14 protein-coding genes and 1 riboswitch are annotated in these 13,001 nt (G+C 55.9%); of the genes, 10 read left to right on the top strand and 4 right to left on the bottom strand.

Going from position 1 to position 13,001, the window contains the following annotated elements; genetic code table 11:
* Nucleotides 1–11 precede the first annotated feature (11 nt).
* Genes PMI41_RS12760 through PMI41_RS12720 form a run of 9 tightly spaced genes read left to right on the top strand, consistent with a single transcriptional unit; the run spans nt 12 to nt 8,551 of the window.
* Nucleotides 12–1,052 carry a 2-hydroxyacid dehydrogenase gene (locus PMI41_RS12760; protein WP_008125369.1) on the top strand — a complete coding sequence of 347 codons (1,041 nt, stop codon included), beginning with the start codon at nt 12–14 and terminating at the stop codon, nt 1,050–1,052.
* Between the two features lie 10 nt (nt 1,053–1,062).
* Complete coding sequence (locus tag PMI41_RS12755) at nt 1,063–1,737, top strand: class II aldolase/adducin family protein (RefSeq protein ID WP_008125368.1); 675 nt, start codon at nt 1,063–1,065, stop codon at nt 1,735–1,737.
* Nucleotides 1,734–3,248: a glycerol-3-phosphate dehydrogenase gene (locus tag PMI41_RS12750; protein WP_008125366.1), complete on the top strand. Its 1,515-nt coding sequence runs from the start codon at nt 1,734–1,736 to the stop codon at nt 3,246–3,248. Before PMI41_RS12755 ends, PMI41_RS12750 begins: the two co-directional genes overlap by 4 nt.
* Nucleotides 3,245–4,294, top strand: coding sequence for a class II aldolase/adducin family protein (locus tag PMI41_RS12745; protein ID WP_008125364.1), 1,050 nt, complete (start codon nt 3,245–3,247; stop codon nt 4,292–4,294). The genes PMI41_RS12750 and PMI41_RS12745 overlap by 4 nt, the downstream gene beginning before the upstream one ends.
* Nucleotides 4,291–5,571 carry an FGGY-family carbohydrate kinase gene (locus tag PMI41_RS12740; RefSeq protein WP_008125361.1) on the top strand — a complete coding sequence of 427 codons (1,281 nt, stop codon included), beginning with the start codon at nt 4,291–4,293 and terminating at the stop codon, nt 5,569–5,571. The genes PMI41_RS12745 and PMI41_RS12740 overlap by 4 nt, the downstream gene beginning before the upstream one ends.
* Nucleotides 5,568–6,410 (top strand): TIGR01459 family HAD-type hydrolase, encoded by an 843-nt coding sequence (locus tag PMI41_RS12735; RefSeq protein WP_008125359.1) that lies wholly within the window; start codon nt 5,568–5,570, stop codon nt 6,408–6,410. Before PMI41_RS12740 ends, PMI41_RS12735 begins: the two co-directional genes overlap by 4 nt.
* Nucleotides 6,411–6,416: 6 nt before the next feature.
* Nucleotides 6,417–7,343 carry a TIM barrel protein gene (locus PMI41_RS12730; RefSeq protein ID WP_008125358.1) on the top strand — a complete coding sequence of 309 codons (927 nt, stop codon included), beginning with the start codon at nt 6,417–6,419 and terminating at the stop codon, nt 7,341–7,343.
* Nucleotides 7,340–8,101, top strand: a complete 762-nt coding sequence (locus PMI41_RS12725; RefSeq protein ID WP_008125356.1) for a triose-phosphate isomerase — start codon at nt 7,340–7,342, stop codon at nt 8,099–8,101. Before PMI41_RS12730 ends, PMI41_RS12725 begins: the two co-directional genes overlap by 4 nt.
* A gap of 12 nt (nt 8,102–8,113) precedes the next feature.
* A complete protein-coding gene (locus PMI41_RS12720; protein WP_008125354.1) occupies nt 8,114–8,551 on the top strand; it encodes an RpiB/LacA/LacB family sugar-phosphate isomerase in 438 nt (145 codons plus the stop codon).
* Nucleotides 8,552–8,756: 205 nt separating this feature from the next.
* On the opposite strand, the gene dhaL is transcribed toward PMI41_RS12720, so the two are convergent.
* From dhaL to PMI41_RS12700, 4 genes are all read right to left on the bottom strand, one after another.
* Nucleotides 8,757–9,395 carry a dihydroxyacetone kinase subunit DhaL gene (dhaL, locus tag PMI41_RS12715; RefSeq protein WP_008125352.1) on the bottom strand — a complete coding sequence of 213 codons (639 nt, stop codon included), beginning with the start codon at nt 9,393–9,395 and terminating at the stop codon, nt 8,757–8,759.
* 3 nt (nt 9,396–9,398) lie between these two features.
* Complete coding sequence (locus PMI41_RS12710) at nt 9,399–10,406, bottom strand: dihydroxyacetone kinase subunit DhaK (RefSeq protein WP_008125349.1); 1,008 nt, start codon at nt 10,404–10,406, stop codon at nt 9,399–9,401.
* 30 nt (nt 10,407–10,436) lie between these two features.
* On the bottom strand, nt 10,437–10,910 hold the full coding sequence (locus tag PMI41_RS12705) for a 6,7-dimethyl-8-ribityllumazine synthase (protein WP_008125348.1): 474 nt from the start codon (nt 10,908–10,910) through the stop codon (nt 10,437–10,439).
* A gap of 93 nt (nt 10,911–11,003) precedes the next feature.
* Nucleotides 11,004–11,153, bottom strand: a riboswitch (FMN riboswitch).
* Between the two features lie 70 nt (nt 11,154–11,223).
* Entirely contained in the window at nt 11,224–12,174 is a 951-nt protein-coding gene (locus tag PMI41_RS12700) for a GlxA family transcriptional regulator (protein WP_008125346.1), read from the bottom strand.
* A 113-nt stretch (nt 12,175–12,287) separates the two neighbouring features.
* Here PMI41_RS12700 and PMI41_RS12695 point away from each other — a divergent pair, with 113 nt between their 5' ends.
* The gene (locus PMI41_RS12695; RefSeq protein WP_008125344.1) at nt 12,288–12,929 is read left to right on the top strand and encodes an HD domain-containing protein; all 642 of its coding nucleotides are present in this window, start codon (nt 12,288–12,290) and stop codon (nt 12,927–12,929) included.
* Nucleotides 12,930–13,001 lie beyond the last annotated feature (72 nt).

Below are 13,001 nucleotides of genomic sequence, written 5' to 3'. Positions count from 1 at the left end.
GGAAAATTGCAATGACCAAAAAAATAGCCATCATCGGCGATCGGTTCATGCTCCCGGAAGTGTTTCAGGAAAAGATCGTGGAGCTATGTGGCGACGAGCATGATATCCGCACGCTGCAGCAACCCTGGCCGGATATGCCGATGGAGCACGGCTATGCGGTCAAGGGCATGGATGGCCTGAAGGAATATCTTGGTGACCCGGACGAGATTGTCGAGTTTATAGGAGATGCCGAGCTTTTCATTACCCAGCTTGCCCCGATGTCTGCAGGCATGCTCGAACGCCTGCCTGCCTTGAAATTCGTTGCTGTTTCCCGTGGCGGTCCGGTGAATATTGACATGAAGGCGGCGCGCAATGCCGGTGTGCTTGTCGTCAATACGCCCGGCCGCAATGCCAGCGCGGTTGCCGAGTTTACGCTCGGTGCCATTCTGGCTGAAACACGCCTTATCCGCAGCGGTCATGAGTCCTTGCGCAAGGGTGAATGGCGCGGCGAGCTGTACCGTGCCGACAAAACAGGCCGCGAGCTTTCCGAGATGACAGTCGGCGTTGTCGGTTATGGCAATATAGGCGCAAAAGTGGTGCGCCTGCTTCGGGCTTTTGGCACGAAGGTCATTGTTTACGATCCCTATGTGCAGCTCTCGGCTGACGACCGTAACGCAGGTGTCGAATTGGTGGCTTTCGATCATCTTTTGTCACGCTCCGATGTGGTTACGCTGCATCCGCGCGTGACGGACGAAACCAAGGGCATCATGAATGCCGAGGCGTTTGCCAAGATGAAGCAGGGTGCCATTTTCGTGAACACGGCGCGTGGCCCCTTGGTTGATTATGATGCACTTTACGAAGCGCTGACCAATGGTCATCTCGGCAGTGCCATGCTCGAAACCTTCGCGGTTGAACCCGTGCCAGCTGACTGGCCACTTCTGCAATTGCCGAATGTAACGCTCACGCCGCATATCGCTGGAGCATCAGTGCGCACTGTCACCTATGCCGCTGAGATGGCTGCCGAAGAAGTGCGCCGCTATATAGCCGGCTTGCCGCCGGTCAATCCCTGCTGAGGCCGCCATCATGCCAGAACTTGAGCTTAGACAATCGATTATCGATCACTGCCGTCAGATGAATGCTTCGGGCATCAATCAGGGTACATCAGGAAACATCAGCGTGCGTTTTGAAAACCGCATGCTCATCACACCGTCAGCAGTGCCCTATGACGAAATGACGCCGGACATGATTGCCTCAATGCCGCTCGATGGCGAATATGGCTCATGGGAAGGCCCAAAAAAACCTTCCACTGAATGGCGGTTTCATCTGGATATTCTGCGGACGCGTCCGGAAATAAATGCTGTGGTCCACACCCATGCGACTTTCTCGACGATCCTTGCCATTGCTCACAAGTCCATTCCGGCCTGTCATTACATGGTCGCCGCATTTGGCGGCAATGATGTGCGCTTATGTGATTATGCGCGCTACGGTACCAAAGAGCTTTCCGACAATGTGTTGAAGGCATTGAAAGATCGCACGGCCTGCCTCATGGCCAATCATGGCATGATTGCAACGGGCGGAAGCCTGGAAAAAGCCATGTGGGCAGCTGTCGAGTTGGAAACAATTGCCAAGCAATATTATCATGCGCTGCTTTTGGGTGGAGCGGTTGTTCTGCCGCCCGAAGAAATTGAAGGCGTCCGCCGTGGCTTTGCCAGCTACGGCCTTCAGGACAAGCCTGCACAGCAGGAGGCAAAACATTGAACGCAGAAACATGCATATTTGACCTCTTTATTATCGGTGGTGGCGTCAATGGCGCTGGCATAGCCCGCGATGCAGCAGGACGCGGACTGTCGGTGATCCTGTGCGAAAAGGATGACTTGGCGCAGGGCACGAGTTCGCGTTCCGGCAAGCTTGTCCATGGTGGCCTTCGCTATCTCGAATATTACGAATTTCGGCTGGTTCGCGAGGCTCTGATTGAGCGCGAAGTGCTGCTGGAATCCGCACCGCATATCATATGGCCGATGCGTTTTGTCCTTCCGCATAATCCGGCGGACCGCCCGGCTTGGCTCGTTCGTCTTGGCCTGTTTCTCTACGACAATCTTGGCGGGCGCAAACGTTTGCCGGGTACACGCACACTGAACTTGAAGAGGGCACCGGAAGGTGCACCGCTAAAAGATGAGTATGGCAAGGCGTTTGAATATTCCGATTGTTGGGTGGATGATGCGCGGCTTGTGCTTTTGAACGCCCTTGACGCTGCCAGTCGTGGCGCTGAAATCCACACGCGCACTGCATGCAGTTCCATCCGACGCGAAGCGGGGCTCTGGGTAGTGGAAATGACCGATACGATTTCCGGAGCAAAGACAATTGTCAAAGCCCGCTGTGTGGTCAACACTGCCGGTCCATGGGTCAATGATATTATCCGCCGCGTGGCGGGCATGAATTCCAGCCGCAGCGTCCGGCTGGTCAAAGGCAGCCATATTATCGTGCCCAAATTCTGGGAGGGGAGGCAGGCTTATCTGGTGCAGAATCCGGACAAGCGTGTGATCTTCATCAACCCTTATGAAAATGATCTGGCTCTGATTGGCACAACTGACATTCCTTATGATGGTCGCCCCGAAGATGTCGCCGCGGACAGCAATGAAATCGATTATCTGCTGAAATCCGTAAATCGCTACTTCAAGCAGCAACTCGTTGCCAGCGACATAGTGCACAGCTTTTCCGGCGTGCGACCTCTCTATGATGATAGTGCGGAAAACCCCAGTGCCGTCACCCGCGATTATATTTTTGAGGTTGATGCTGAGAATGACAAGGCGCCGCTGCTTTCGGTTTTCGGCGGTAAGATCACCACATTCCGCAAGCTTTCCGAACATGCGCTTGATCGCCTGAAAACCTTTTTTCCGGATATGCGCCCGGGCTGGACAGCAAAGTCGCATCTTCCTGGCGGTGATATGGCCAATGCGGATTTCGAACAGTTTCTCGGCGATGTGCGGGCCAGATATCCATGGCTGCCTTTTGATCTCGCCAAACACTATGCCCGGCTTTATGGCACCCGCATGCACGACTTACTTGGCTCTGCACAATCGCTCGCCGACCTTGGCGCTGCCTTCAGCAAACTGCTGTACGAACGCGAAGCGCAATTTCTCCGTGACACCGAATGGGCGCTTCAACCTCAGGATATTCTGGAGCGACGCACGAAGCACGGTCTGCACATGACCGAGGAGCAGCGGCAAAGTTTCATCAATTGGTGGACACGTCAGCAGGTGGCGGCATGAGAAGCGCAGAGTTCGAAGCCCTTCTCGATCTTTCTGCCCGCATCGGTGCCGACCCGGCTCTGGTGCAGGCGGCCGGTGGCAATACCTCCATCAAGGAGGGTGGCACGCTGTGGATCAAGGCATCCGGGCTCTGGCTGAAAAATGCCCGCAACGCCGACATCATGGTGCCGGTCGCGCTTGATCCTCTGCTTGACGCACTGGCGCGTTTTGACCCTTCCGCCGAAAAAGCGCAGGACTATGTGATTGCTGAAAGCAATCCCTCCGGTTTGCGCCCTTCGATCGAAACCACCGTCCATGCACTGATGCCGCAAAAAGTGGTTGTGCATGTCCATTGTGTCGAGACCATCGCGCTCGCCGTTCAGACAGATGCAGCAGCGCTGGTTGCCTCACGTCTTGGCGATATTCCCCACGCCTTCGTGCCCTATGCCCGTCCCGGACTGCCACTGGCCCGAGCCATAGCGGAACGTCTCGAAGATGACACGTCAGTGCTTGTTCTTGGCAACCATGGGCTTGCTGTTGCGGCGGAAACTGTCGATGAAGCGGAAGCGTTGCTGGCTCAGATTTCGAAACTTCTTTCGATTGCTCCGCGTCAAGCGCCAGTCACGGATATTGCCGCGCTGCAGCGGCTTGCAGTCAACAGCCAGTATAAACTTCCGGATGATGTTGCGATCCACAGGGTAGCGACCGATCTTGCCAGTTGCCGCATCGCAGCGGGCGGAAGTCTGTACCCGGATCATGTCATTTTTCTCGGCAAGGGCTCGGTCATTGCAGCGCCTTTGGATACTGCCCTGACAATCGAAGAAAAACTGGAAGACGGCATGGCGCTGCCGCCCGCCATCCTGTTCCCCGGCAAGGGTGTTCTGGTGTTGAAAGAAGCAACATCAGGTGCACTTGCCATGGCGCGTTGCCTTGCGGACGTGACCTCCCGCATTCCGCAAGGCACGCGCCTTAATTATCTGACAGATGAGGAGAATGCCGAGCTGCTTGGCTGGGACGCCGAGAAATATCGGCAGACACTCAACCGCGCAGGGCAGGCATTGCAATGACGAAAGAGGCGCTGTTCATCGGGATCGATATTGGCACCTCCGGCGCACGTGCCGTGGCGATGACCGGCTCATTCGATATTCGCGCCAGCGGTGCAGCACGCCTTGACGCCTTCTCGGCAAATCATCGTGATCCGGCGGGCTGGTGGTCTGCCGTGCAGTCGGCACTTTCGCAGGTGCTGGAGCAGATTGATCGCAAACAGGTTCGCGCCATCAGCATAGACGGCACTTCCGGGACTGTCCTGCCGGTCAATTCCTCGGGTGAGCCTTTGGCTGAACCACTAATGTATAATGACCCGGTGGAGGATAGCGCAATTCTTGATGCGGTAGCGGCCTATGCGCCAGCCACCAGTGCCGCCCATGGTGCCACATCCGGCCTCGCCAAGCTTCTGCATTTCCAGTGCATCGGTAACGTCTCGCATATCATACACCAGGCCGATTGGCTGGCGGGACATTTCACCGGCCTTTACGATGTTTCCGACGAAAACAACGCGCTGAAAACCGGTTATGATCCTGTGGCCCGGCGCTGGCCCACATGGATCGGCAATACCGGAGCGCATATGGAAATGCTACCGCATGTCCTTCCAGCCGGCGTGCCGATATCCACCATTTCCCCAAAAACTGCGGCCGCCTTTGATCTCCCCCCGTCGGTTCTCATTGTTGCCGGAACCACGGATGGCTGTGCATCCTTTCTGGCAACAGGCGCTGACAAGCCCGGGGATGGCGTCAGTGCACTTGGCACAACACTAACCGTCAAGATGCTCTCGGATCATCCGCTTTTTGCGCCGGAGTTCGGGCTCTACAGTCACCGCATTGGCGATATGTGGCTGGCCGGGGGAGCATCCAACACGGGCGGCAACGTACTTGCCCATTATTTTGATAATGGCCGGATCGAACAACTATCCTCCGCCATGGACCCAAAGACGGATACAGGTCTGGATTACTATCCACTGGTCAGGGATGGCGAACGCTTTCCGGAGAACGACCCGGCAATGAAGCCGCGCATGCAGCCGCGTCCCGATGATGATGCACAATTTCTGAAGGCAATCTTCGAGGGCATCGCAAATGTCGAGCAGCTTGCCTATAGCAGGCTGGCGGAACTTGGCGCGCCAAAGCTTCGCTCTGTCCGAAGCGTTGGCGGTGGAGCGAAAAACAAGGTCTGGTCGGCAATCCGCGCACGTAAGCTTGGTGTTTCCATGCCGTCAGTCCTGTCCGAGGAAGCTGCATCCGGCACGGCACGGCTTGCTATCATGGGTGCGAAAGCGGCAGGTCTTTTATGAAGATCCCAAAACACATATCCGGCCTGCGTGACCTTCAAGGGTATTTCGATGCCTTTCTGATTGACCAGTTCGGCGTGCTCCGCGATGGTCGCGGCCCTTACCCGGAAGCTGCGGCAACCCTTGCCGCGCTGAAGCAGACTGGCGCGCGCATTGTCATCCTCTCCAACTCCGGAAAGCGTTCTGCCGAAAACGACCGGCGTCTGGCGAAGCTGGGTTTTGATCCGGCAAGCTGGGACTGGTTTCTCACATCGGGCGAGGTGGCATGGCAGATTTTGGCCGCTGAATCCACGGCTGCAAAACACACGACGCGTTGCCTGCTCATCAGCCGTGATGGTGATACATCGCCGTTGGATGGCCTTGCGCTTGAGCGCACCGCCAACGGCACCGATGCGGATATAGTGCTGATCGCTGCCAGCGAAGGCGATATCCACGATCTGGATCATTATCGGCATCTGCTGGAACCGGCAGCCAAGCGCGGTGTTCCGTGCTTATGTACCAACCCGGACAAGATCATGCTGACTGCTGAAGGCACTGCATTTGGTGCGGGCCGCATCGCTGAGCTATATCAGGAAATGGGAGGCACGGTGCGATGGATCGGCAAGCCTTTCGCAGATATTTACGCTTCGGCGCTGGATTTTCTCGGCAATCCTGACCCTGCGCGTGTCTGCTGCATTGGCGACAGTATCGAGCACGACATTGCAGGTGCTGCGGGCGCTGGCTTGAAATCCATGCTGGTCAAGACCGGTATTCTGGCGGGTTCAACCCCGCAGCAGTTGCAGGCGCTGTTTGTCGAACATGGTGCAACGCCCGATTATACAATTGACCGCTTTATCTGGTAGGAGAATATGGCTTTCACCCTCTCGCTCAATACCAATCCGCTGGTGAACCGCTTCGCCGATGCCGATGACCTGATTGAAACAATTGCTGAGAAAATCCGCATTGGTTACGTGCAGCTGACGCATGAGTTCATCAATCCGTCCTGGCCGCAGCCGACGATCTCCAAACATGTAAAGCAGTTCCAGAATGCGCTTGCCCGCACGGGCGTAAAAGTCACATCCGGCATGACTGGACCTTATGGCCGCCTCAATCATTTCGGCCATCCGGATGCCGATGTCCGGCAATATTATGTCGATTGGTTCAAGACATTCGCCGATATTTCAGCTGATCTTGGCGCGACCTCGCTTGGTACTCAATTCGCCATTTTCACCCACAAGGACTACGACGACCCCGCCCGACGCGAAGAGTTGATGAAAATCGCCATTGATTGCTGGCGGGATGTCGCTGAACACGCCAAGGCTGCGGGTCTGACCTATCTTTTTTGGGAGCCTATGTCGGTAGGACGCGAGTTTGGCCATACAATTGCCGCCTGCCGTGAACTTCACAATCGTTTGCAGTCGTCGCACCTTCCTATACCGCTCTTGATGATGGTCGATATCGATCATGGCGATGTAACATCAAGCAACCCTGCCGATATTGATCCCTATGCCTGGGCGGAAGCTTTCCCGAAAGAATCGCCGATCATCCACATCAAGCAGTCTTCCATGAACAAGGGCGGTCACTGGCCTTTCATTGCCGCGCATAACAAGGATGGCAGGATTACGCCGGAGAAATTTCTTGAGACTGTCCGGCGCGGTGGTGGCACAGATAACGAGATTTGCCTTGAACTATCATTCCGCGAGCGCGAACCGACCGATCATCTGGTGGTGGATATGATCCGCGAGTCTGTCGAGTTCTGGGAGCCTTACATCGATACAGGATTGAACCAAATATGACGAGTTTCTGGGTCGGTACGAGCTTCAAGATGAACAAGACATTGGGCGAGGCGCTGGCTTTTGCCGGAGCGCTTGCGGCCAGTGATGAAAGCCGCGACGAGCGCTTTCAGCGCTTCGTTATTCCTCCTTTCACGGCTGTACGTGATGTGAAAGCCGTGTTGAAAGACACCAGCGTAAAAGTTGGTGCGCAGAACATGCATTGGGACGATGCCGGCGCATGGACCGGTGAAATCTCGCCACTAATGCTCAAAGATTGTAATCTCGATCTCGTCGAGCTTGGCCATTCTGAACGGCGCGAGTTTTTTGGCGAGACGGATCGCACCGTTGGCCTCAAGGTCGCGGCGGCGGTGCGTCATGGCTTGACGCCACTTATCTGCATTGGCGAAAGCCTCGCCCAGCGCGAAGCGGGTGAGGCAGATGATGTCCTCGCTGCGCAGGTGCAAGGCGCGTTGGGCTTGCTCGAAGGCAACGCCAAAACCAGCCCGATTCTTCTTGCTTACGAACCCATCTGGGCGATTGGCGTCAACGGTATTCCCGCAACATCGGAATATGCCGACGAACGCCATGCGAATATCGCAGCAGTGGCGAAATCAGTACTCGGCGTCGCTGTGCCGGTGCTTTATGGCGGCAGCGTCAATCCTGAAAACTGTGCCGAACTCATTGCCTGCCCCAATATTGATGGCCTGTTCATTGGCCGCTCTGCATGGGCGGCGGAAGGCTATCTGGATATTTTGCAACGCGTTTCACGCGCGATTTAAAAAGGAAAGTTCATGAAAATAGCAATTGGAGCCGACAGTGCAGGAAAGCCTCTGCTCGATGTGATTGCCGCGCATCTTGCAACGAAATCAGAGCATGAAGTCAGCGATCTTAGCCAGTCCGGCTTTTACGCAGACCTTTCGCAGAAGTTGGCACAGACGATCATCGATGGCAAAAACGAGCGCGGCATTCTGATTTGCGGAACGGGTATCGGTGTTAGCATTTCAGCCAACAAGGTGCCGGGCATTCGCGCAGCGCTCACACACGACACCTATTCTGCCGAACGCGCTGCCAAATCCAACAACGCACAAATCATAACCATGGGCGCGCGCGTAATCGGACCGGAACTTGCCAAGGCTATTGTTGATAAATGGCTGGAGTCGGAGTTTGATCCCAATGGCGCATCAGCGGGGAATGTAGAGGCAATCGATAGGTTGGATGTGGGGAAGTAGCTCTGCCCATCTCCCCCTTGTGGGGGAGAAAGAGTTTTCCTGAATTTAGCCTCTTTGCTAAATTCTTGGAAAACTCAAGAGAGGGGGTAGTTTAGTTTGGCAATCCCCTCTCTTGCGATTTCTAGCACTTAGCGAAGAGGCTAAGATGCTGAAATCGCTTTCTCTCCCACAAGGGGAGAGATAAGGCGGCATCTGTTAGAGGCGTTTACCCCAATCCTCTACCCATTGCTCTAATCAGTATAGCTGCGGAGGCAGCTCCGGGGTCTATATGGCCGATGGCGCGTTCACCAAGCCGTGCAGAGCGGCCCTTTGAGGCGATCATCGCTTTTGTAGCTTCCGCCCCGGTTTCCGCTGCTTTGCCAGCCGCATCCAGCAGTTCGGTCAATGAAGCGCCACGCGCTTTTGCAGCCTCAACAGCCTCAGCCGCAGGCACCCATGCATCAATCATGGTCTTGTCGCCAATTTCCGCTTTGCCTCGATCCTGAATACCCTTGGCCATGGCGATGAAAGCATCGGCAAAATCGTCATCGCTCAATACGTTCTTGCCTTTCACGCTCGCCCCGGCGCGCATGAACGCCGTCGCATAAAGCGGGCCGGATGAAGCGCCAATCGCATTGAGGAAAGACTTTGCAGCCGTGTTGAATACGGCGGCAGGATCGGTAGTCCCGGCATCAAGCGCGCCGAGATTTGTTGCGACGGTTGAAAAGCCCAAATCCATGGCAATGCCATGATCCGCATCGCCGATAACGCCGTCGAGTTCACAAAGATGCGCCTTTGCTTCAGCCATGGATTTGGCAATCTCGGCAAACATAGCAATGAGATTGGCGGAGGTAATTTCGCTCATGGTTCAGCCCGCCCGGAACATGGCGCAATCGCAGGGATGATCGATCATTTCCTGCAGTTCATCGTCAAGATGCATGACGGTTATCGAAGCACCAGCCATTTCCAGCGATGTGCAATAATTGCCGACAAGGCTCAAGTGAAGTTCCAGTCCGGCTTGATCCAGCCGCTTTTTGACTTGACGCATCATGATGTAAAGCTCCATCAGCGGCGTTGATCCGAGCGAATTAACGATCACGGCCACGCGGTCGCCTTTGGGCGCAGCCATTTCATCCAGTATCTTGTCCATCAATTCATCGGTGATGGCGTCTGCGGGTTTTAACTGTTCGCGTGAAATTCCGGGCTCGCCATGGATACCCATGCCGACCTCCATTTCGTCTTCGCCGAGTGTGAAATTGGGCTTTAGTGTCTGAGGAAGCGAGCAGGGAGCAAGTGCCACGCCAAATGTGAAGGTGCGGTCATTGGCCTTGCGTGCAACGCGTTCACATTCGTCGATAGATAGCATCTTGTCGCAAGCCGCTCCTGCGGCCTTGAACACGAATACGTTGCCCGCAACGCCGCGCCGTTTCTCGCGCTGATCAGCGGGAGCGGAAGCAACGTCATCCGTGGTCAGTACGGTGCGTACTTCAATGTCGTCCATGGCGACCATTTCGGCGGCCATGTCGAAGTTCATTACGTCACCGGCATAATTGCCGTACATGTAGAGCACCCCGGCGCCGTTATTGACTGCCTTGGTGCATTCGATGATCGGGTCTGGCGGAGGGGAGGCGAAGACATTGCCGATAGCCGCTGCATCCGCCAATCCCTTGCCGACAAATCCGAGGAATGACGGCTCATGTCCTGAGCCGCCACCAATAACCATGCCGACTTTACCGGGACGGGCGCCGTCCCGGGCAATAATCGAGCGGGGAGAATGATCGAGCGCAAAGACCTTTGCGGAATGGGCGGCAAGCACCCCTTCCAGCATTTCGTCGACAGCATTTGCGCCGTCATTGATGATTTTCTTGGTCTTCACGTCAATCCTCCCAGATGCGTATGCGCCTTATCAGGCGTTGATCATGGCAAGCTTAGCGCGGGCCTGCAATATCTGCGAGCAGGCATTGGCAGCTTCCACACCCTTGACGACAAAATGCTCCTTGAAGAAGGCTATATGCGGTGCCGACTCCTGGAAGTGATGCGGGGTGAGGACCGCTGACAGGACGGGAATGCCGCTGTCTAGCTGAACGCGCATCATCGCGTCCAACACTGTGCCAGCGACGAAATCATGCCGGTAGATACCGCCATCGACCACGAAAGCGGTGCCAAGGATCGCAGAATAGCGTCCGGTCGAAGCCAATGTCTGCGCATGCAGTGGAATTTCGAGAGCGCCCGGTACGTCGAATATTTCGACGTCGGAACGATCCCCGCCAAGAGCCGCCCATTGGTCAACGAATGAGTTGACGCATTGGTCGACGATTTCCGCATGCCAGCGCGCGCGGATGATGGCGATTTTTGTAGAAGGGTGGGAAACGATAGTCATTTATCAGGCCTTTCAGGGTTTTGCCATTTTTCAATGATCCCTTTGGGCGAACACGCACAGACTCCACCTCGCAGGGTGCGAGGTCTTGCCGATGCTTGCTCTCTTTCATCCGGACTATACCGTCGGCTCCGGAATCTGACCGGATCTGCTGACCTTCCAGCAGAAGCTGGAAGCGCTCGCGGGCTTCAGGCATTTCTGCCTGCTACCGCCGGTGGGGAATTACACCCCGCCCTGAGAACGTGCAGCTTGAATATAGGCACGCCATCGCCAAGGTCAATCCGTGCAGCGACAACTCCGACGCGAAAGACGACAACTATAGAAAACGCCGTCGATATGCCGCAGGCGTAACACCGATCTGGCGCATGAAGGCGCGCCGCAATGTATCCACGTCGGCAAAGCCGCAAGCCGCCGCAACCTGCTTTGGCAGATGATGGGCATTTTCCAGCATTTGACGTGCGGCGGTAACGCGCGCGGCTTCCACCCATGCTCCGGGTGTCACGCCCAGTTCCTGCTGGAATATGCGCGCGAAGTGACGTGGACTGAGGCCGGTACGCTCGGCCAGGTTTGCAACGGAATGATCATCGCCGGGATTGGCGATGACCCAGCGCTGCACCTGCTGCAGAGCGGAACGTCCGCCGGGTTCTGCTTCACCGTGACGGCTGAACTGCATCTGGCCGCCGGGACGCTTGAAGAACATAACCAGTTGCGCGGCAACCTTCAGCGCAATTTCACGGCCGAGATCTTCCTCGACCAAAACCAAAGCGAGATCAAGACCCGCAGTTACACCCGCAGCTGTCCGCACCGGTCCGTCACGCATATGCAGCGCATCGGCATCGACATGGATAGCCGGGTAGGCCGCAGCGAGTTCATCTGCAACCGCCCAGTGGGTCGTGATGCTCCGCCCATCGAGCTGCCCCGAAGCCGCCAGCATGAAAGCACCGCTGCACACCGAACCATAGCGCTTTGCGCCTTGGCAGGAGCGCCTTAGCCATTGCTTCAGCTCATTAGCCAGTTCGATTTGAGGGGCATGCGGACAACCGGCAACGAGCACCGTATCCACCTTTGGAAGTTCGTCGCCAATCGCATGATCCGGCACGAGCCTTACGCCGGACGAGCTGCGTATCGGCGCAGCGTCCAGCCCTATGACGCGCAAGGTGTATTCCTCGAGTCCGCTTTGGACATTGGCCTCGGCAAAAACATCCATGGGGCCGGAAACGTCGAGAAGCTGCACCCCCGGCATGGCAAGCATATGGATCGTTCGCATAACTCAGCTCCATGACCTTTCGCGTCATATATTGGCAGAATTAGACGTGTTACGTCAATTGCTGACAAGCTTTGTGGTTGCTATTTTTGGTCACTCACAAAGGAGACATCGATATGAGCATCTCAGTCGAAGGCATCACTATTCCCGATTCGAAACTGGCGCGGGCGGTCACGCAAATGGTGCGCGACACCGCATCGGAGCTTTTGTTCAATCACTCAAGCCGCGTCTATTATTTTGGTGCACTTGCCGGACAGCAGAAGGGACTGAAATTCGACCCGGAACTGCTCTACACCGGCGCAATGTTCCACGATATGGGTCTCACTCATCAGCACAGCAGCGAGCATGAGCGGTTCGAAGTCGATGGGGCTAATGCTGCACGAGACTTTCTCAAATCTCACGGCATCGCGCAGATTGATATCGATACGGTCTGGACGGCAATCGCCCTGCATACGACCCCCGGTATTCCGCAACATATGCATCCGGTTGTGGCGCTGGTTACGGCAGGCGTGGAGATGGACGTGCTTGGCTTGACCTACAAGCAATATAGCGATGCGGAACGTGAGGCGGTCGTCAAAGCTTTCCCGCGCACGCCGCACTTCAAGGAGGATATTATTCAAGCCTTCTATGACGGCATCAAACACAAGCCCGATACCACCTTCGGCAATGTCAAAGCCGATGTTCTTGCCGACAAGGATCCGCATTTCCACCGCGGCAATTTCTGCAGCGTTATCCGCAATTCTGCTTGGAAAGCCTGAATTTCTGCAGCGTTACGCCATTTGACCGATCTGCCTGACAAGCATAAGTTTTGCCGGAATGATCGAATGGAG

The sequence above is a fragment of the Phyllobacterium sp. YR531 genome, assembly GCF_000282595.1.
GTDB lineage: Bacteria > Pseudomonadota > Alphaproteobacteria > Rhizobiales > Rhizobiaceae > Phyllobacterium.
Note: the sequence above shows the minus strand (reverse complement) of the source record. Positions and strands in the feature narration are given on the sequence as shown.

Bases quoted from the DNA above. Each gene is read 5' to 3' on its own strand.
- PMI41_RS12760 (WP_008125369.1), top strand. From the start codon at position 12: ATGACCAAAAAAATAGCCATCATCGGCGATCGGTTCATGCTCCCGGAA.
- PMI41_RS12755 (WP_008125368.1), top strand. From the start codon at position 1,063: ATGCCAGAACTTGAGCTTAGACAATCGATTATCGATCACTGCCGTCAG.
- PMI41_RS12745 (WP_008125364.1), top strand. From the start codon at position 3,245: ATGAGAAGCGCAGAGTTCGAAGCCCTTCTCGATCTTTCTGCCCGCATC.
- PMI41_RS12740 (WP_008125361.1), top strand. From the start codon at position 4,291: ATGACGAAAGAGGCGCTGTTCATCGGGATCGATATTGGCACCTCCGGC.
- PMI41_RS12735 (WP_008125359.1), top strand. From the start codon at position 5,568: ATGAAGATCCCAAAACACATATCCGGCCTGCGTGACCTTCAAGGGTAT.
- PMI41_RS12730 (WP_008125358.1), top strand. From the start codon at position 6,417: ATGGCTTTCACCCTCTCGCTCAATACCAATCCGCTGGTGAACCGCTTC.
- PMI41_RS12725 (WP_008125356.1), top strand. From the start codon at position 7,340: ATGACGAGTTTCTGGGTCGGTACGAGCTTCAAGATGAACAAGACATTG.
- PMI41_RS12720 (WP_008125354.1), top strand. From the start codon at position 8,114: ATGAAAATAGCAATTGGAGCCGACAGTGCAGGAAAGCCTCTGCTCGAT.
- dhaL (WP_008125352.1), bottom strand. From the start codon at position 9,395: ATGAGCGAAATTACCTCCGCCAATCTCATTGCTATGTTTGCCGAGATT.
- PMI41_RS12705 (WP_008125348.1), bottom strand. From the start codon at position 10,910: ATGACTATCGTTTCCCACCCTTCTACAAAAATCGCCATCATCCGCGCG.
- PMI41_RS12700 (WP_008125346.1), bottom strand. From the start codon at position 12,174: ATGCGAACGATCCATATGCTTGCCATGCCGGGGGTGCAGCTTCTCGAC.
- PMI41_RS12695 (WP_008125344.1), top strand. From the start codon at position 12,288: ATGAGCATCTCAGTCGAAGGCATCACTATTCCCGATTCGAAACTGGCG.